Source organism: Paenibacillus sp. FSL R7-0189, assembly GCF_037969925.1.
In the GTDB taxonomy this organism is placed as follows: Bacteria; Bacillota; Bacilli; order Paenibacillales; family Paenibacillaceae; genus Paenibacillus_AQ; species Paenibacillus_AQ odorifer.
On the sequence record NZ_CP150223.1, the window covers coordinates 6,302,245 to 6,319,508 of the forward strand.

Annotated in this window: 15 protein-coding genes; 2 read left to right on the plus strand and 13 right to left on the minus strand. The window is 45.7% G+C overall.

The window, feature by feature from the left end:
- Window positions 1–484: 484 nt before the first annotated feature.
- Window positions 485–628 (minus strand): hypothetical protein, encoded by a 144-nt coding sequence (locus MKY63_RS27680; RefSeq protein WP_179086359.1) that lies wholly within the window; start codon window positions 626–628, stop codon window positions 485–487.
- Window positions 629–880: 252 nt separating this feature from the next.
- Here MKY63_RS27680 and MKY63_RS27685 point away from each other — a divergent pair, with 252 nt between their 5' ends.
- Window positions 881–1,357, plus strand: a complete 477-nt coding sequence (locus tag MKY63_RS27685; protein WP_076141472.1) for an SRPBCC family protein — start codon at window positions 881–883, stop codon at window positions 1,355–1,357.
- Here the strand turns inward: MKY63_RS27685 and MKY63_RS27690 are convergent.
- The 4 genes from MKY63_RS27690 to MKY63_RS27705 form a co-directional block, all read right to left on the minus strand.
- A complete protein-coding gene (locus MKY63_RS27690) occupies window positions 1,349–2,158 on the minus strand; it encodes an SDR family NAD(P)-dependent oxidoreductase (protein WP_036686506.1) in 810 nt (269 codons plus the stop codon). The two genes, MKY63_RS27685 and MKY63_RS27690, sit on opposite strands and share 9 nt — an antisense overlap.
- 226 nt (window positions 2,159–2,384) lie before the next feature.
- The gene (locus tag MKY63_RS27695) at window positions 2,385–3,251 is read right to left on the minus strand and encodes a transglutaminase family protein (protein WP_036686503.1); all 867 of its coding nucleotides are present in this window, start codon (window positions 3,249–3,251) and stop codon (window positions 2,385–2,387) included.
- Window positions 3,248–4,201, minus strand: a complete 954-nt coding sequence (locus MKY63_RS27700; RefSeq protein WP_036686637.1) for an alpha-E domain-containing protein — start codon at window positions 4,199–4,201, stop codon at window positions 3,248–3,250. Before MKY63_RS27700 ends, MKY63_RS27695 begins: the two co-directional genes overlap by 4 nt.
- Window positions 4,202–4,275: 74 nt before the next feature.
- The gene (locus MKY63_RS27705; RefSeq protein WP_036686502.1) at window positions 4,276–5,739 is read right to left on the minus strand and encodes a circularly permuted type 2 ATP-grasp protein; all 1,464 of its coding nucleotides are present in this window, start codon (window positions 5,737–5,739) and stop codon (window positions 4,276–4,278) included.
- A 354-nt stretch (window positions 5,740–6,093) separates the two neighbouring features.
- On the opposite strand from MKY63_RS27705, the gene MKY63_RS27710 reads away from it, so the two are divergent.
- The gene (locus MKY63_RS27710; protein ID WP_076213221.1) at window positions 6,094–6,972 is read left to right on the plus strand and encodes a DUF1835 domain-containing protein; all 879 of its coding nucleotides are present in this window, start codon (window positions 6,094–6,096) and stop codon (window positions 6,970–6,972) included.
- 125 nt (window positions 6,973–7,097) lie between these two features.
- Here the strand turns inward: MKY63_RS27710 and ftsY are convergent, their stop codons facing one another.
- The 8 genes from ftsY to MKY63_RS27750 form a co-directional block, all read right to left on the minus strand.
- Entirely contained in the window at window positions 7,098–8,105 is a 1,008-nt protein-coding gene (gene ftsY / locus MKY63_RS27715; protein WP_036686498.1) for a signal recognition particle-docking protein FtsY, read from the minus strand.
- 36 nt (window positions 8,106–8,141) lie between these two features.
- Complete coding sequence (gene smc / locus MKY63_RS27720) at window positions 8,142–11,711, minus strand: chromosome segregation protein SMC (RefSeq protein ID WP_076213217.1); 3,570 nt, start codon at window positions 11,709–11,711, stop codon at window positions 8,142–8,144.
- Between the two features lie 273 nt (window positions 11,712–11,984).
- Complete coding sequence (gene rnc / locus MKY63_RS27725) at window positions 11,985–12,689, minus strand: ribonuclease III (RefSeq protein ID WP_038570606.1); 705 nt, start codon at window positions 12,687–12,689, stop codon at window positions 11,985–11,987.
- Window positions 12,690–12,704: 15 nt separating this feature from the next.
- Window positions 12,705–13,940, minus strand: a complete 1,236-nt coding sequence (fabF, locus tag MKY63_RS27730; protein WP_076104264.1) for a beta-ketoacyl-ACP synthase II — start codon at window positions 13,938–13,940, stop codon at window positions 12,705–12,707.
- Between the two features lie 218 nt (window positions 13,941–14,158).
- Window positions 14,159–14,392 (minus strand): acyl carrier protein, encoded by a 234-nt coding sequence (locus MKY63_RS27735; RefSeq protein WP_036686493.1) that lies wholly within the window; start codon window positions 14,390–14,392, stop codon window positions 14,159–14,161.
- A 125-nt stretch (window positions 14,393–14,517) separates the two neighbouring features.
- Window positions 14,518–15,267 (minus strand): 3-oxoacyl-[acyl-carrier-protein] reductase, encoded by a 750-nt coding sequence (gene fabG, locus MKY63_RS27740; protein WP_036686492.1) that lies wholly within the window; start codon window positions 15,265–15,267, stop codon window positions 14,518–14,520.
- A 54-nt stretch (window positions 15,268–15,321) separates the two neighbouring features.
- A complete protein-coding gene (fabD, locus tag MKY63_RS27745) occupies window positions 15,322–16,245 on the minus strand; it encodes an ACP S-malonyltransferase (protein WP_076213212.1) in 924 nt (307 codons plus the stop codon).
- 21 nt (window positions 16,246–16,266) lie between these two features.
- Window positions 16,267–17,256 carry a beta-ketoacyl-ACP synthase III gene (locus tag MKY63_RS27750; protein ID WP_139329841.1) on the minus strand — a complete coding sequence of 330 codons (990 nt, stop codon included), beginning with the start codon at window positions 17,254–17,256 and terminating at the stop codon, window positions 16,267–16,269.
- Window positions 17,257–17,264: the final 8 nt, after the last annotated feature.

Here is a 17,264-nt window from a genome sequence, read left to right on the forward strand (position 1 = left end):
CTCCTTGCCCCTCGTCGCACAGTTGAGCAGCTCGGACTCTGTAACTATCGTATGCTAAGTATATTCTAAGTCCATAACCGTAACGTTAGAGCACACTCGCCTCAGGGAAACGTTCGGACTCAGATGACCTTATTTCACAAATTCAGTCCATTTCGCTGTACTATCGGACCTAGTTGCAGCTATTCGCTCATATGTGCCCTACTTTTAATCAAAATCACAGCGATAAGAGCTATGTAGTCCGATACTGCTAATAAACACACGAAAAACACCAAATAGCTGCAATACAGTCCGATACATTAGCGCACACTCGCCACCGTAAAACGTTCGGACCCTGGAGCTCTTGCTCGTATACTACATCCTTTATTATACATTCATTACATCTTCGTCTCCATTGATCGTTCGGACCCAGAAGCCCTTATTTCGCAAATTCATGCCTTTTTGCTCTACTTTCGGACTCAGATGCAGCTATTCGCTCTAACACACCCTACTTTTGTTCAAAATCGCAGCGATAAGAGCTATGCAGTCCGATACTGCTAATAAACACACGAAAAACACCAAATAGCTGCAATACAGTCCGCAACGCCGATGCATCCTCGCCACCGAAAATGCTACTGTTTACTTCCGCCATTCAACACACACTTACCCCAGTCTTCACTCACTTTTCACCCTCATCACTCACTTATGTCCGCCAACACTTCTTCGCGCCGTACGTAAATCAGTTTCGTGACCGTATTTCTTCCACTATACTATCGCCCTCGATACCCTATAAGTTAGTCTTCAGCCGCATCGTGCAATTAACACAGGCGATTGCTATACTCTTTCTAACAAGACTCAACTCAATAAAAAAAGGACTACCACAGTAGTCCAAAGGAGAATATTCATGTTAGCTAACATCCAAAAAGAAGATCAACATTATGCTGCTCGTTTCGAACGCCAGTTAAAGCATTCTGCATCTGAGATTTGGTCCTACCTGACGGAGAATGAGAAGCTTGCCTTATGGTTCTCTGAATTAAGAATCGAAGACTTACGTGAAGGCGGACTTATAAAGTTTGATATGCAAAACGGAACGTTTGTGGATATGAAAATTACTGAGCTACAGCATCAATCTACTTTTGAGTTTACATGGGCTGAGGATCTTGTTCGTTTTGAGTTATACCCTAATTCAGAAGGCTGTTTACTCATCTTGAATGAAACACTACAGACGCTCACCCCGCATACACCACGAGATCTCGCTGGCTGGCATGTTTGTCTAGAAGTGATCCAGCATCTTTTGGAAGGCACGACGCTGGAGTCACGGAAAGACGAATGGAACAAATGGTACGAGCATTACCGTGAAGCCATCTCGAAATTAGGATAACAAGGACTCCGCGCCGTCAATCACGATTTGCGCACCTGTAATATGGATAGATTCATCCGAAGCCAGAAAAGCAACGAGATCAGCGACATTATCCGGCTTGCCCGGTCCATCAGCCAAGGGTTGCGCTCCATCAGGGAATTCAATTGGAATGACGATTGCTTCCACATCTTCGCTCATTTCAGTGGTTTCATCTATATTCGTAGCAATAGCCCCAGGGCAGATCACATTTACACGAATCTTAAACTTAGCAAGCTCGAGAGCTGCCATTTTGGCAAAAGCCACCTGTCCAGCTTTGGTAGTGCTATAAGTAGACCACCCAAAGCTGGCAAATCTAGTGTTCCCATTAATGGAACTAGTAATAATAATACTGCCCTTCCCTTTATCTTTCAGATGAGGAATGGTATATTTCAGGGTCAAAAAAGTCCCCGTCAAATTCACCGACATCGTACGCTCCCAGTCGCTCAAGCTCAGTTCTTCTATCGGACCCACAGCGCCATTAATTCCCGCGTTAGCGAATACTACATCCACGCCTCCGAATTGTTCCACCGTACAACGTACGGCTTCCTCCATCTTTTTCTCATCGGAAGTATCTACCTCTATGGCCAGCGCGCAATCTTTTCGAAGCTTATTAAGCTTTTCTGCCAAGGAAGAGGTTCTTTCAAGATTTAAATCAAACAATGCTACATTTGCACCTTCCCGCGCCAGCTTAATAGCGGTAGCACGGCCAATTCCCGAGCCCGCTCCGGTTATAATCGCTGTTTTTCCAATAAATCTTTGTTTCTTAGATATGTTTGGGCTCATATGTAATCTCTCCTCTAATGTCTGTAAGATAAGTACTATGGATCAAGATTACCCAAATAAACCTGTAATGGAATCATCTCGTTCATAAATCTTCATAATTTAAGCACGCCGCACAAAAAAATCTCCCCATTCAATAAGATGAGCGGAGAGTTTGTTTCGAATATTTTGATTTTTTTGATTGTTTCGATGTTCGATGTTCGATGTTCGATGTTTCGATTATTTCAATTCAATTGTCCAGCTTGCGTACGTCCACTTTTACAGTCAGTGTTCCTGCTCCGCCGCGATATACCCCTTTTACAGGTACTATATCTTTATAATCCCGTCCATGACCCAGCTTGATATAACGCCAGTTCACTTCAACATTATTCGTCGGATCAAAACCAAGCCAGCCCGTACCCGGAATATGGGTCTCCACCCAAGCATGTGAAGCCTGCTCGAAATTGGCATTGCTGCTCTGTAGATCACCGACAAAATGATATCCACTAACATATCTGGAAGGCAGACCCACACTGCGGCAGACAGCGATCATAAGATGAGCATAATCCTGACAGACACCCCGCTTGAGCTTCAGGGCTTTTTTTACCGTTGTATTTACGCTTGTTGCCTCAGGATCATAGGTGAACTGTTCATAAATCGTCGAAGATAACCTCAGAATCCATTGATACATATCTTCAGCTTCACTAAAAGGGTACTGTGAGGCGAACTCTACCAATTCAGGAGTCACCTCGGTATAACGGGTCGGCAAAATAAACTCAATGTACCGGTTCTGAAACTTCTCATCATTTAGCAGTTTAACTTGCTCTTCAAGGCTGGTTCGCGGAAGATCGGTACCTTGAGATTTATCCAGTGTTACTACAGTAGCTTTCGTATGGATTACCATTTCCGTATGTGGCTTATTAACTGAATAGGCATGCACCCGATTACCAAAGAAATCCTCATACGTTAATAGATTAGCTGCCGGATATACTTCAACCTCGTGGTGATAACAGGATTGCCGATAGTTGGTGCGAGGGGTGAGTCTGATTTCATTGACACTGTCCGTAACCGGCTCTGGATAACTGTATGTGGTGGTGTGATTGATTTGAATCTTCATACAGATACTCCTTCTCGCCGAAAAAAGGCGCCCTCCATCGTTTTGCCCAGTCTCTGGCAAGATATTACGAGTGATTGCAGTACATCTTCCACCAGCTCACCGGACATTTCTTCTTTTTCCATATAATCCAGCTCTGCCTTCAGCTTTCCTGCTTGACGGATGACCTTCTCATGACCTGAGCCTTTTTCTGAGGAATCCAGTTCAAGTCTAGCTAAATGTTCTTCCAGCTGGTGAAAAGAAAAGCGGATCGAACGTGGAAATTTGGGATTCGCGATCAAAAAATCTAAAATGCTCTCCGGTGACATGGCATCTGCATAATAACGGCGAAACGCCTGATACCCACTCACGGATTTCAGCACAGCCTGTAACTGAATATAGATTGCATTAAGCTCTTTGAAACGGCAAGAGGCTATAACTGCCTGCAAAATACGCGTCGTATTCTCGGCCCGTTCCAAAAAACGGCCGCTCTCTATAAAGTGCCATTCATTCCCTCTAAGCATTACGGATTGTTCTGCTCCTAGAAACATAGCTGCACGTTCCTTCACCTGCTGGTAGAAATGATGTGGACCACTCATAATATCAGCAACTGACCGCTCACCAAGCCATAGATTAAAGCTGTTGACGACATCCCATAGCTCACTTGGAAGATGCTGGCGCAGTGTGCGAAGATTATTTCTGGCATGATGTACGCAAGAGAATAATGAATTCGAATTGCCTAAATCAAGTGTAATAAAGGATAACACGTCCTGTTCAGAAAAGGTTTCGAACTGCTGTAAATATTCACTTCGAACCCCTAATGCATCGATAAGCCTCGACCATTTATGTCCTTCTTCCTGAAAATCCTCTTCCTGCTGGATATGATAATGTACATTGATTAGCCGCGCATGATTCTCTGCCCTTTCAATATATCGGCCGATCCAGAATAAAGCCTCCGCATTTCGATTCAGCATCTTTAGCCACTCCTTTATCCTCCAAATTGATGCTGCATATTTTTGATTCACAATCAGGCTTACAAGATAATAGATCAAGCCATAACCCAAGTATCCTTTACGCCACCACCTTGCGAGGAATTCACAACTAGTGAACCTTCTTTCATAGCCACTCGTGTTAATCCGCCAGGTATGACATGCGGCTTCCGGTCTGCACCCATTAATACAAAAGCCCTAAGGTCGATATGCCGGGGTGCCATAGTGCCTCCCGACAATACAGGTGCTCTAGACAAGGACATAATTGGCTGTGCCACATAACGATCTGGATCAGCAATAATTTTCATTCGGAACTCGGCTAATTCTTCTTTGGTTGCCTCGCTTCCGATCAACATCCCATATCCACCGGATAATGAGGTTTCCTTAACAACCATTTCGGATAGGTTCTCAAGAACATACAGGCGTTCATCGGGTCTGGACAACAAATACGTCGGCACATTGCCAAGGATCGGCTCTTCATTCAGATAATAACGAATCATATCCGGTACATAGACATACATCGCTTTATCATCTGCAACGCCGGTTCCCGGAGCATTAGCAATCGCTATGTTGCCTGCCCTATAAGCATTCATAAGTCCTGCTACACCCAGTAAAGAATCAGGTTGAAAGGCTAGCGGGTCAATGTAATCATCGTCCAACCGACGATACAGCACATCCACTCGACGTAGTCCGTTCATTTCTTTCAGATATATTTTGTGATCCTTTGTTACCAAATCTCGTCCTTCGACCAAATGTATACCCATCTGCTGTGCCAAAAAAGCATGTTCATAATATGCAGAATTGTATTCTCCAGGCGTTAGGAGTGCTATAACCGGATCTGACCTCCTTGATGGAGATAGACTACGAAGCACGGATAAGAAGCGATTTAAGCTATGATCTACATCTCGGATGGAGCTGGCAAAGGACAATTCAGGAAACAATTGATTCATAAGTGTTCTGCCTTTAAAAAGATAGGAAAAGCCGGAGGGTGTTCGCAGGTTGTCTTCAAGTACATAATAATGCCCATCGTGATGGCGGATCAGATCGATTCCTGAGGTGGTGATGTAAGCTCCACCGGGCACTCGCAGACCTGACATTTCTGGCCGGAAGTAACAGTTGGAAATAATCATACGCCTAGGGACGATGCCATCTTTAACAATGTATTGCTCATGGTAGATGTCATGAATGAACAAATTCAAAGCTGTGATACGCTGAATTATTCCAGCTTCTAGCCTCTCCCACTCATTCTTAGGGATTATACGTGGAATCATATCGAAGGGGATCGTTCGCTCCATAGGATGATCTTGAGCTGGATTGTAAAGCGTAAAGGTAATTCCTTCTTCCATCATCCTACGCTGCATTAAATTTTGCTTCCCTTGCAGCTCTTCGGAGCTCATTCCGGAAAACATGCGGTTCACATGTCTGTAGTGCGGCCGGACATTCCTCTTATCAGCATACATTTCATCGAAAAAATGCTGTAATGGATACGGAGACAGACCTGGCAGAGGATCTAATTTGGACATGAGCCCGACTCCTTTCGATAGATGTAATCTTTGTTAACAACTTATACTTTCATTTCAGAAAACATCCATGAAAATATTGGTTTATATTCTCATAATACGTAAATCTACTTGTTCATGTCAACATATATAACAGAGAAATGTGATTCCAGAGGTATTTGTATTTTTTGGAATCGCTTCCTTTCTCTCTTATATAGGTTGCCGGAGATGAAATGTACATTCATCATTGAATTGTATGCAGGAAGTGTGACAAGCATTACTATTATGAATTTTTCATATAATGTATTTTTTATATAGTTGCCTGAGGATGTGGATTCATTGAGTATGGTATAATTTGTTGCGATGGGAGAGTGACCTATGGAGCACAAATATACTATGTCAATTGAGCAGGAAGAGCTTAGGCGGAATCACATTTATCTGTTATTTGGTCTATCGGAAGCGGGGTCAATGAAGGTAGCCCTTAGTCATTTGGGTTATCGCCATTTAATACGAGTACTTTCATTTAATGAGACATTCTCTGCTGGACCGTTGCGTGAATTACATAATAATGAAGGATATCATACCCGTGAGTTATGGTTTCAGGAACGATTTCCGGATCATGGTTATCATCTCAATCCCCAGCACAAACTGGAAGCCGTGATACAGACCTTAAAAGAAATTCCCGAGGACAAAAAAATCACTATTTGGTGCGGAGACAACTCCCATGATCAGACAGGTTTACGATTTGCGCTTTCTATTCTTAATGAGAGGACGCAACCTATTCATGTTATTGATCCCGTCAAGGCTTATAGGGAGATTGCCGCTCCATTTGAAATCGGATTATATCCCAGAGCACTTAGTCAGCTCCCAAACGAAGCTGTGCATAAAATTATAAAAATCACCGAAAACATATCCCCTGTCACCTCCGCTCAAAGAAAACAGTATGAACTAGAGTGGCAAAAAATAAGCAACACCGAGGATATGCTTAGAGTTTGGGTTGATGGCCAGCTTATGAATGTTCCCGAGAGTTACTATGACGAAGAAATTCTTTCTTTAATTCTGCAACTTCAACAGTGTGAGGAAAGAGAAGGCTACGTAAATGCAGGTCTGATTGTAGGCGCAATTATAGGGCAATGGAATTTGTATATCAGTACCTCATTCATAGAATATCGCTTCTGGAGGCTAGTTAGTGAGGGAAAGCTGTTATTTAAAGGGATCCCTTACGCGATGCATTTATACTTTCTAAGAGTCGCTTAGCAGTTGCTACAAAATGACGGACAAACCCTTTATAAAAAAGAAAAGGAATGCCCTCCTAAACTAAATATAGCTTCGAGGACATTCCTTGTAAATATGACTTCTTTATGATTATATTGTGCTGTTGATTACACTTGCTCTTCCGATTCTTCTGACTCTTCTTCCTCGGCAATTAATCCAGCAAAAAGAGCATGTACGAACTGCTGCGAATCAAATGGCTGCAGGTCTTCCATTTTTTCTCCAAGACCTACAAACTTCACCGGCAAATTCATTTCCTGACGAATCGCTACAACGATTCCGCCTTTAGCCGTACCGTCCAGCTTCGTCAAGACCAAGCCAGTGACGCCACTCTTTTCACCAAATAACTTGGCTTGTGTAAGTGCATTTTGACCTGTCGTAGCATCTAGCACCATCAGTACCTCATGTGGAGCACTTGGGATTTCTCTTTGAATAACGCGGAAGATTTTGTTGAGCTCTTCCATCAGATTGCTTTTATTCTGCAGTCTGCCAGCAGTATCGCAGATTAAGATATCCACATTGCGCTGTTTAGCCGCTTGCACCGCATCGTACATTACAGCCGCCGGGTCAGAGCCTGCTTGTTGTTTAATGACATCTACGCCTGCGCGTTGGCCCCAAACCTCAAGCTGCTCAATCGCTCCGGCACGGAACGTATCCCCTGCAGCCAAAAGAACTTTTTTACCTTCTTGTTTGTAACGATGAGCCAGCTTGCCGATGGTAGTCGTCTTGCCCACGCCATTAACCCCAACGAACAAAATAACTGTAATTCCATTCGGATTTTCCTTCAGGCTGTTATCATCATCTCCGCGCAGCAGCTCCATAAGCTTACGGGACAAAATCGGCTTCAGCTCGGCAGCATCTTCAATCCGATTTTGCTTCACTTCGGCACGCAAATCCTCGACAAGGGTCATAACAGTGTTTACACCCACGTCTGCACCAATTAAAATCTCTTCCAGCTCTTCGTAGAACTCTTCATCTATCTTTTTGCGGCGGATGATAAGGTCGGAGACCTTCTCTACAAAACCTTTACGGGTTTTCTCTAATCCGTCGCGGAATTGTTTCGTTACACTCTCCGTTTTGCCGGAAATGCTTTCTTTTAATTTTCTAAAAAAGCTCATTTGGTTCCTCCTAAAAGTTTCTCTTCTTTGATGAATTTAAGCAATCTCAGCTTCTTCATCCTCTAAACGTACTGAGACGAGCTTGGAGACGCCGCCCTCTTCCATCGTTACTCCGTATAACACGTCCGCCTCTTCCATCGTTCCTTTGCGGTGGGTAACGACGATGAACTGAGTTTGTTCAGAGAACTCGCGTAAGTACTGTGCAAAACGAACAACGTTTGCTTCGTCGAGTGCAGCCTCAACCTCATCCAATACGCAGAACGGAACTGGCTTCACTTGCAGGATAGCAAACAATAACGCCATCGCAGTTAGAGCGCGTTCGCCGCCGGATAAGAGCTGCAGATTTTGCAATTTTTTACCCGGTGGTTGGGCTACGATATCTATACCTGTTTCCAGCATATGTTCCGGATCCAGCAGCATAAGATCAGCTCGCCCGCCTCCGAACAGCTTTAAGAACACGGTCCCGAACTGTTTACGGATCGCATCAAAGGTCTGTTTGAAACGCTTGGACATTTCATCTTCCATCTCACGGATTACCTGATACAGAGTAGTCTTAGCTTCGACTAGATCATCTTTTTGTCCACTGAGGAACGTATACCGTTCATGGACCCGCTGATATTCTTCGATCGCCCCTAAGTTAACCTCACCTAGCGCAGAAATACTGCGTTTCAAACGTTGTACATCGGCTTGTGCGGCAGGTACATCTTCAGGCACCGGATATCTCTGTTTCGCTAATTCATAACTTAGCTCGTAGTCATCACTCAGCTTGCGTAGAATATTATCCAGCTCCACATCGAGTCGACCAACAGAAACTTCAGTGGCACGCAGCTTGTCCTCGACTACTTTAAGGGCCTGACGTTGATCTTTAGTCTTGCCTTCCTCAAGTTCCAGCTTACGGGTTAACGCTGTACGCTCAGCCCGGGCAAAATCCAAAGTTCCAGTCGTCTCTTCCTTCTTCAACCGGTAACTGTTCAAATCTTCCTTCTGCTTCACAGCTTCCAAAGCATTGTTAGCCAGATCTTGTTCTATCGTATGTAACAGATTTCGATTCTGGCGCAGCTCCTTGTCCTGTGAACCCACATCTTGTCTAAGGCGACGTAACTGCTCCTCCAGGGAGAATATCTCCTGATCAAGCTTGCCTTCCGAGACTTTCATACTGGTCAACTTGCCTTGCAGCTCTTCCTTAGCTGATTCATTCGCTTTACGCGCAGATTCAGCGTTACGGATACCCTCATGGGCTTCCTTTTCTTCCTTTTCAAGGCGTTCAAGCTCAGCAGTGGCTTGTTTCCGCGTCTCTTCAAGCGCACGTACTTCACTCTCAAAGCCGCTGCGTTCCGCACCTGTGCTCTCCACTTGCTCCTGCACATGCCGAAGCTCATGCTCGAGCTGCTTCAAATCACCGGAGACTCTTTGCTCTTCCAGTCTCTTCTCGTCACCATCACGGCGCAGGTCCTCCAGCTTCACGCTAGCGTTCTCCTGCTCCTCACGAAGTCTGGCAATGCCTTGCTTCAGCTTCACTATTTGACGTTCGCTTTCTTCAATTTCACTGCTTAATTGATCCAGCTGACGTTTGCGGCTAAGCAAGCTATTGTTCTTCTTATGCTGGCTACCCCCGGTCATCGAACCGCCGGCATTAACTACATCGCCTTCCAGTGTAACTACCCGATAACGATATTGGCATCTAGCGGCAATGCGGTTCGCTTGCTCCAAGCTCTCCGCAATAACCACATTGCCGAGCAAACTGCCGATAATGCTAGTATATTTATCATCGTAACCAACGAGTTCGGAACCAATTCCAACAAATCCGTCAGCATCACCCACCATACCACGGTCACTGCCAGAAATCTGGCGCGGCCGGATAACATCTAGCGGAAGAAAGGTAGCTCGTCCCAGCTGACGTTGCTTTAGAAATGATATCGCTTGGCGGGACACAGTCTCATTATCCATGACCACATGCTGAAGTGATGCACCTAGAGCAGTCTCAATCGCCATTTCCAGCTTCTCCGGAACGGAGATCAGCTCTGCAACCGCACCATGCACTCCGTTGAGCTGTCCTTTGCGGGCGCCCTTGAGCACTTCTTTAACCCCAAGCATGAAGCCATCGAAATCATCCTGCATCTCTTTCATGGTCTCATGACGAGAGACTTGCGCTTCCCGCTTCTGTTCCCACTTCCGAAGACCGGACTGTGTTTCTTCAATCAGCTTCTGACGTTTACTGAGCTGTTCACTTTCAGTGATGTAAGCCCCGCGAAGATTGCTAAGTTCCTTCCCTAGCTGGGCAATCTTGTCCTTCAGCCCTTTCTGGTTGGCAGACAACTCTTCATGCCGGGCTGTCCATTTGCCGCTTTCTTCTTCACTGCGGCTCATACGACGTTCCAGATTCTCCTTCTGTTGATCCGCGTAACGAATTTCGTTACGTGCATTCGCCATAAGGTTCATTAACTCCAAAAGAGCACTTTTGAGCTTTTCTTCCTGGCTCTGGCTAATCCCGTCTGCCACACCTTCAAGCCTTGTCTCTTCATCTTCGATCTGTTTCCGAAGATCCACAAGCTTAAGCCGCGATTGTTCAAGCTTAAGCTCCAGATCCACGACTTCACGCTGACGATCTGCAGAACGCTCGCCAACCGAACCTAACGTGAGCATTAACTGCTCACGATTGCTTTCCAGATTTCGCTTGCGTTCCCTCAGCACTTCACCGTAACCTTCGCTCTTCTCAAATGCTTCGCTATAACGCAGCAATTGCTCTTGCTGCTTCTCGATCTGTGCTTCGAGTGTGCGCAGTTCAGAGCGTCCGCTCTCCAGCTTGGCATCATGAGCCGAAACAACGGTAGACAGCTCCAGCTGCTCGTCCTTCAACGTTTCAAGCTTTGCGTTACCTTCCTGCCAAGCGGTATGAATGCCTTCAATCTGGTGTACGTATACTGAAATTTCCTGATGTTTTAATTGTTCGCGAAGTTCCTTAAAGCGGATAGCTTTCTCGGACTGATCCTTAAGTGGCCCAATCTGATCCTCAAGCTCACTGATCAAATCATGAATACGAAGCAGGTTCTGCTCGGTATCATCCAGCTTTCGACTTGCGTCTTTCTTGCGCGATTTATATTTTACAATACCTGATGCTTCTTCAAAGATGCCTCGCCGATCTTCGGAACGAGTACTTAGAATTTCTTCAATCCTACCCTGCCCGATAATCGAATAGGCTTCACGTCCGATACCGGTATCCATAAACAGCTCTGTGATATCCTTCAGACGGCAGGATTGCTTATTAATTAAATATTCACTATCTCCACTGCGATGAACTCTCCGAGTCACTGTAACTTCGCTAAAATCCAGCGGAAGTGTGTGATCTTCATTATCAAGCGTAAGTGATACTTCGCCATAATTCACGGCTTTACGCGCATCACTTCCAGCAAAAATGATATCCTCCATCTTGCCGCCACGCAGTGATTTAGCACTCTGTTCGCCGAGTACCCAGCGTATGCCGTCAGAAATATTGCTTTTGCCGCTTCCGTTCGGGCCAACTACAGCCGTTATACCGCGCACAAACTCCATTTCTGTTTTGTCGGCAAATGATTTAAAACCAGCTAATTCTATCCGTTTCAAAAACATACTTGCCAATCACCTCTGACCCATTATACCATAGCGTTTGTACCCTAAAAAACCATTAAGATGCAGCTTATTCTATCCTTCAAGCATAAACGCTTTCGCTTAACTTCCCTATAAGGACGGCAAGTGTCTAAGCGAGAAATAGAAGGCTACTTTATAACGTGGACATATAAGTTCTTATATTGTCGAAAAAGAGCAGCAACGGTCTGAGCTCCGCCTAAACGCCGGTATTCAGACCTTTGCTGCTCTCCTCCGCTTGTCCCCTTGATGCAAAACTCAGGCACCGTCCTCTTTCAGATGCAAGAGTGCAGCTGCCGCTGCCTGCTGCTCTGCTTCCTTCTTGGACCGGCCGCTTCCTTTACCAAGTGAACGGTTAGCCATATACACCTCTGAGACGAATTCACGCTCATGTGCGGGTCCCCGTTCTTCTATAATTCGATATTCCAATGTACCCATATTGTGCTGCTGAATTAGCTCTTGCAGTTCCGTCTTATAATCGGTCATCTGCATTTGCAATTTCCCATCCGTCTCCACCAGAGGAAATACGTGATTATCAAGAAAACTTCGCACCGTTTCCAGTCCTTGGTCGAGATAAAGCGCTCCCACGAAGGATTCGAATACATCAGCCAGCAGGGCCGGGCGAGTACGTCCGCCCGTAAGTTCTTCCCCTTTGCCCAACAGTACATAACGGCCAAAACCTAAACTCTCCGCAAATTTGACCAGTGAAGGCTCGCATACAATAGCGGCCCGCAGCTTGGTCAACTCTCCCTCAGGTCGGTCTGGCAATAGATTGTACAAATATTCAGAAACCGTTAACTCCAGAACTGCATCCCCAAGAAATTCGAGACGCTCATTGTCCTGATGCTGATTGAAACGGTGTTCATTCACATAGGATGCATGGGTAAAAGCCTGCTTCAGAAGCACAGAATCGTGAAATTGGATTTGAAGTTGCTGTTGTAACTGCTTCAGTTCTCCTTTCACCGCACTGTCCCCTTACTAATTATATTTTTTTAGAATAACTGTTGCGTTATGTCCCCCGAAGCCGAACGAATTCGACATTACAATATCAAGATCAGCTTTACGTGGCACATTTGGTACATAATCCAGATCACATTCCGGGTCTTGGTTGTCCAAATTAATCGTTGGCGCAATCATGCCTTTTTGCAAGGAAAGGCCACAAATAATAGCTTCTACTCCACCAGCGGCACCCAGAAGGTGACCTGTCATGGATTTCGTTGAACTGATTGCCACTTTATATGCATGATCACCCAATGCTTTCTTAACAGCAGCAGTTTCTGATCTATCTCCTACAGGCGTTGAAGTACCATGAGCATTGATATAATCAATATCTTCAGGAGAGATACCAGCATCCCGGATTGCCATCTTCATGCAGCGAGCTGCACCATCTGGATCAGGCTCAGTCATATGATGAGCATCTGCACTTAGACCATAACCGATAACCTCAGCATAGATCTTCGCTCCGCGCTTTTCAGCATGTTCGAGTGATTCCAGAATAAGAATCCCGGCGCCTTCACCCATAACAAAACCATCGCGATCCACATCAAACGGACGACTTGCCTTCTCAGGCTCATCATTGCGAGTGGACATTGCTCTCATTGCACAAAAACCAGCCATACCTGTTGGACGAATGGTCGCTTCGGAACCACCGCAGATCATTGCATCTGCGTCTCCACGTTGAATCAAGCGGAAGGATTCCCCAATGGAGTGACTTCCTGTAGCACAAGCAGTTACTGTCGTCGTATTAGGACCCTTTGCACCAAGGTTAATGGACAACTGTCCAGAACCCATGTTAGCGATCATCATCGGAATGAAGAACGGACTAACCCGCTTCGGTCCTTTTTCAAGCAACAAGTTATGATTGTCTTCCCAAGTTCCAAGACCACCAATACCTGATCCTACAGATACACCTATTCTTTCGGCATCAATATCTTCACCGATCTTAAGTCCGCTATCTCGCAACGCGTCCTCACCGGCAGCCACTGCAAATTGTACAAAACGGTCCATTTTGCGGGCTTCCTTACGACCAAAAAGTGCCTCTGGATCAAAATCTTTAACAGAGGATGCTATTTGCGTAGTATACTCACTGACATCAAAGGTCTCAACCTTTGATACACCGGATTTGCCGCTCATAAGATTATCCCAGAACGTCTCCAAATCTTTGCCCAATGATGTAACTACGCCCATCCCGGTAACAACCACTCTATGACTCAAACACAATCACCCCATCTATAGGTTGTATACATTATATTCAGAACTTATATACTTTCTGTTGCTACTATATGAACAGCGATAACCGCATCAATAACCATCCTGCGGTTCTGTTATATCCCTTATATAGTTGCTCAAGGCAACCTTTGATTCCTCTTTAATGCTCTATAAATGAGGAGAAGTCCCGCCCTAGCAGGAACGGGACTCTCAATCATATGACTCTAGGTATGAGATTGTATGTACTTCACAACTTCACCCACGGTCGTAATCGTCTCTGCATCTTCATCAGAGATTTCCATATCGAATTCATCTTCCAATTCCATAACCAATTCTACTACATCAAGAGAATCAGCACCTAAATCATCTTTGAAAGACGCTTCTAATGTTACCTCAGCTTCATCGGCACCTAAGCGGTCGATGACAATGCGTTTTACACGCTCTAATACATCGGACATCCGGTTCACCTCCTCTTTTGGTATTATACGAGATATGAGTTCAAAATACCATAGAGCGTCAAAAACGCTTTCTTTATCCCTCACATTTCAGCATTAAAACAGTGTAATTTCTCCTTGACGGAGAGTTACATATACATCCCGCCATCCACGTGTAGTGTCTGGCCGGTCATATACGCAGCGCCTTCAGAGGCCAGGAAGACTACAGCCATAGCAATCTCTTCAGGGCGCCCCAGACGAGCAAGTGGAATGCCCTTCTCAAGCTCACTGCGCACTTCCTCAGAGAGCTCACGCGTCATATCTGTATCAATGAAGCCAGGAGCGATACAGTTCACCGTGATCCCCCGTGAGGAAAGCTCACGAGCCGATGCCTTCGTTAAACCGATGACACCTGCCTTAGCTGCGGAGTAATTAGCTTGTCCAGGATTTCCTGTTACACCTACTACGGAAGAAATATTGATAATTCGCCCGTAGCGTTGCTTCATCATAGGGCGTGTAGCTGCCTTTAGGCAGTTAAACACCCCTTTTAGATTCGTTTCGATCACTTGATCGAACTCTTCTTCTTTCATGCGCATAATCAGGTTGTCTCTGGTAATGCCGGCATTATTGACAACAATGTCAATACGTCCCCAGGTATTCAGAACCTCTTTGACAAGGTTCTCGGCCTGTTCACTATTGCCGACATCGCCACGAAGGGCAATACCCTCCGAGCCAAGCTCGACAATCCGAGCTACGGTCTCTTGTGCGGCTGCTTCACTGCCCGCATAGTTCACGGCCACCTTCACGCCATGTTCCGCGAGAGCAAGTGCAATACTGCGGCCGATGCCGCGAGAGCCACCAGTTACAAGGGCCGTTTGACCCCGCAATGCTGAGAACATCATTTATTCCCCCTTCGATCATATTGCTATTGATAAACAATGTTTGAACGTATCTTACAAGACAGCTTGCACACTTTCTAGCGTGTTAATGTTGATTACTTTGACCGTTTTGTCTATTTTGCGGATCAGACCTGCCAGAACACTGCCAGAACCAATTTCCACAAAAGTATCCACACCATCAGCAATCAGCCATTCAATACTGTCTTGCCAGAGCACAGGGGAGTACACCTGGCGGACAAGCAGTTCACGGATTTCTTCAGGATCCGTTACAGGTGCTGCGGTAACATTGACAATAACAGGTACAGCCGGAGCATTAAAAGTAACACTCTTCAGCTCGTCTGCCAAGCGGTCTGCCGCAGCCTTCATCATCGAAGAGTGAAAAGGTCCACTTACTTCCAGCGGAATAGCCCGCTTTCCGCCTGCTTCCTTAACACGCTGCACAACACCGTTAACCCCGGCTTGTGAACCAGAAACAACAATCTGTCCCGGGCAGTTCACATTCGCCAGTTCTACCACGCCGTTCTCCTCGGATACGCTCCGGCATAATTCTGCCAGAGCATCCCGCTCCGCACCAAGCACTGCAGCCATAGCTCCCTGTCCACCTGGAACAGCTTCCTCCATAAAACGACCGCGTAAACGCACAAGTCTTACAGCATCTTCATAGGACAATACGCCTGCCGCAACCAGTGCGCTGTATTCTCCTAGGCTATGACCAGCTACATAATCCGGCTTCATCCCTTGATCACGTAATGCTTCCAGATAAGCCACACTTGCTGTTAGCAGAGCTGGTTGCGTATTTACGGTCTGTTTCAAATCACTGTCAGGTCCTTCAAAAATCAGCTGGCTCAGTGAAAATCCGAGCACCTCATCACCTTTTTCGAATACCGCGCGGCTGTGCGGAAGAGCTTCATATACATCTCTACCCATTCCAACTGCCTGTGCACCCTGACCGGGAAAGACAAATGCGATTTTACTCATAAGTAAGAACTCCTTCCTCTATTACCAGATCAATACGGACGCGCCCCAAGTCAAGCCACCGCCGAATCCAACCATCAGAACCGTGTCGCCTTCCTTCATGCGTCCTTCTTCCGCCGCTTCCACTAGAGCTAGAGGAATAGAAGCTGCTGATGTATTAGCATATTTATCAACATTGATTACACATTTCTCCGGTGGCAGGTCAAGCCGCTGCATAGCGGATTGAATGATACGAATATTCGCTTGATGCGGCACGAACAAATCAATATCTTCTTTACCTAATCCTGCTTTGGTAAGCACACGTTCTGTAGCTGAGCCCATAACACGAACGGCAAACTTAAACACTTCACGGCCATTCATATAAATGAAATGTTTCTTGTCTTCAACTGTCTGCTGAGATGCAGGCAAGCGCGAGCCCCCAGCTTCCAGCTTAAGCAAGTTTCCTCCAGAACCTTCAGCACCCAGATCGAAGGATTGGAAACCGCGTCCCTCTGGAACCTCACCGATGATTACTGCTCCTGCACCATCGCCAAACAGTACACAGGTGTTACGATCCGTATAATCAGTGATGCGGGATAAAGTGTCCGCACCAATTATGAGTGCATTATTGTACATTCCGTTCTGAATAAAGCCAACCGCAGTAGCTAGGCTGTATACAAAACCAGAGCAGGCTGCTGACAAGTCAAATGCCGCAGCACCTTTAGCTCCAAGTTTATCCTGCAAAATGCAGGCTGTGGAAGGAAAGGAACTATCAGGGGTTACCGTTGCAATAATAATAAGATCCAGATCTTCAGCTTTCATGCCTGCAGAATCCAAAGCTTTAAGTGCAGCTTCATAGGCTAAATCAGAAGTTGCCTCATGTGGTGCAGCGATATGTCTTTCACGGATCCCTGTCCGACTGACGATCCATTCATCGTTAGTCTCCACTATTTTTTCTAGATCACTGTTTGTTAAAATTTTCTCAGGTACATATTTACCCGTACCGATAATCCCAACCGGCCGCAACTGTTTCATTTCGTCAC

What these genes read in the sequence shown, in the direction of transcription:
- MKY63_RS27680 (WP_179086359.1), bottom strand. Translation starts at nt 628, where the DNA reads ATGGCGGAAGTAAACAGTAGCATTTTCGGTGGCGAGGATGCATCGGCG.
- MKY63_RS27685 (WP_076141472.1), top strand. Translation starts at nt 881, where the DNA reads ATGTTAGCTAACATCCAAAAAGAAGATCAACATTATGCTGCTCGTTTC.
- MKY63_RS27690 (WP_036686506.1), bottom strand. Translation starts at nt 2,158, where the DNA reads ATGAGCCCAAACATATCTAAGAAACAAAGATTTATTGGAAAAACAGCG.
- MKY63_RS27695 (WP_036686503.1), bottom strand. Translation starts at nt 3,251, where the DNA reads ATGAAGATTCAAATCAATCACACCACCACATACAGTTATCCAGAGCCG.
- MKY63_RS27700 (WP_036686637.1), bottom strand. Translation starts at nt 4,201, where the DNA reads ATGCTGAATCGAAATGCGGAGGCTTTATTCTGGATCGGCCGATATATT.
- MKY63_RS27705 (WP_036686502.1), bottom strand. Translation starts at nt 5,739, where the DNA reads ATGTCCAAATTAGATCCTCTGCCAGGTCTGTCTCCGTATCCATTACAG.
- MKY63_RS27710 (WP_076213221.1), top strand. Translation starts at nt 6,094, where the DNA reads ATGGAGCACAAATATACTATGTCAATTGAGCAGGAAGAGCTTAGGCGG.
- ftsY (WP_036686498.1), bottom strand. Translation starts at nt 8,105, where the DNA reads ATGAGCTTTTTTAGAAAATTAAAAGAAAGCATTTCCGGCAAAACGGAG.
- smc (WP_076213217.1), bottom strand. Translation starts at nt 11,711, where the DNA reads ATGTTTTTGAAACGGATAGAATTAGCTGGTTTTAAATCATTTGCCGAC.
- MKY63_RS27735 (WP_036686493.1), bottom strand. Translation starts at nt 14,392, where the DNA reads ATGTCCGATGTATTAGAGCGTGTAAAACGCATTGTCATCGACCGCTTA.
- fabG (WP_036686492.1), bottom strand. Translation starts at nt 15,267, where the DNA reads ATGTTCTCAGCATTGCGGGGTCAAACGGCCCTTGTAACTGGTGGCTCT.
- fabD (WP_076213212.1), bottom strand. Translation starts at nt 16,245, where the DNA reads ATGAGTAAAATCGCATTTGTCTTTCCCGGTCAGGGTGCACAGGCAGTT.
- MKY63_RS27750 (WP_139329841.1), bottom strand. Translation starts at nt 17,256, where the DNA reads ATGAAACAGTTGCGGCCGGTTGGGATTATCGGTACGGGTAAATATGTA.